Below are 1,242 nucleotides of genomic sequence, written 5' to 3'. Positions count from 1 at the left end.
AGGTACGTCAAAACATTTTTCTAGGAGGAAAACAGATGGGGAAAACAATCTACGGATTAGACATGTTTCATTACGCTGAACTTATTCAGGATGATGACAAAGGACTTGAATATGCAAAGCCTGAAAGACTGCCAGGAGCTGTAAATGTCAAAGTCGACCCTAAATCAGAGCAATCTAAATTTTGGGCTGATAACGGCGTCTATGATTCTTTTAACAACATGGGTGACATTGACCTGTTTCAGTACGCTTAACTTATTCAGGATGATTACAAAGGACTTGAATATACAAAGCCTGAAAGACTGCCAGGAGCTGTAAACGTCAAAGTCGATCCAAAATCAGAGCAGTCTAAATTTTGGGCTGATAACGGCGTGTTTGATTCATTTAACAACATGGGTGACATTGACCTTGAAGCTGAAATAGCGGATTTGCCTATTGAGGTGCAAAACAAGATTTTCGGTCACAAGGTCGAAAATGGGATTTCTTTTGCCAGTTCTGATGACAAGGCTATTTATAACATTCTAAATATTGTTCTTAAAACTTCGTTTTTTATTCATTTAACACCATGGGTGACATTGACCTTGAAGCTGAACTAGCAGATTTACCTATAGAGGTGCAAAACAAGATTTTCGGCCACAAGGTCGAAAATGGGATTTCTTTTGCCAGTTCTGATGACAAGGCTATTTTCTTGGCTTTTGGCTTTAGGGCGAAAACGTCCACAGGCGGTCATAGATTTTACTGGTTCTTAAAGGGACTTCCTGAATTGATGGCTAACGAAAATAAAACGACAGAGGGTAAAGCAGATCCTGAAACAGCAAAATTCAAGGCGGGCTTTATGACTTTACAAAATAAGAAGGGGAAAAACCGTTGGAAGGCTCAAGCTGAGTTCGACGAAGGCATGGGATTTCTTTTGCCAGTTCTGATGATAAGGCTATTTTCTTGGCTTTCGGCTTTCGGGCAAAAACATCCACAGGCGGCCATAGGTTTTATTGGTTTTTAAAGGGACTTCCTGAATTGATGGCCAATGAAAACAAAACTACCGAAGGGAAAGCAGATCCTGAAACAGCAAAGTTTAAAGCAGGTTTCATGACTCTTCAAAATAAGAAAGGGAAAAACCGCTGGAAGGCTCAAGCTGAGTTTGACGAAGGTTTTGACCCGGATGAATGGTTTAAACAAGTTGTATACGACGGTGCGTCGTTTTCAACGGGAAAAGATACAGAGGATTCCACAAGTTCAGTAGACATT

Annotated in this window: 4 protein-coding genes; all 4 read left to right on the top strand. The window is 40.4% G+C overall.

Annotated elements, in window-relative coordinates; all coding sequences use genetic code 11:
• Positions 1-35 precede the first annotated feature (35 nt).
• A complete protein-coding gene (locus BA70_RS19190; RefSeq protein WP_051691205.1) occupies positions 36-251 on the top strand; it encodes a major tail protein in 216 nt (71 codons plus the stop codon).
• 138 nt (positions 252-389) lie between these two features.
• Positions 390-593 carry a hypothetical protein gene (locus BA70_RS21055; protein ID WP_420834694.1) on the top strand — a complete coding sequence of 68 codons (204 nt, stop codon included), beginning with the start codon at positions 390-392 and terminating at the stop codon, positions 591-593.
• The gene (locus BA70_RS18805) at positions 563-997 is read left to right on the top strand and encodes a major tail protein (protein ID WP_239646718.1); all 435 of its coding nucleotides are present in this window, start codon (positions 563-565) and stop codon (positions 995-997) included. The genes BA70_RS21055 and BA70_RS18805 overlap by 31 nt, the downstream gene beginning before the upstream one ends.
• Positions 937-1,242: major tail protein (locus tag BA70_RS19180; protein WP_476727063.1), on the top strand; the 306-nt coding region annotated here is incomplete at its 3' end. The genes BA70_RS18805 and BA70_RS19180, both read left to right, overlap by 61 nt.

The sequence above is a fragment of the Bacillus zhangzhouensis genome, from assembly GCF_000715205.1.
Taxonomy (GTDB): Bacteria; Bacillota; Bacilli; order Bacillales; family Bacillaceae; genus Bacillus; species Bacillus zhangzhouensis.
This window is presented reverse-complemented; position numbering and strand designations above follow the sequence as displayed.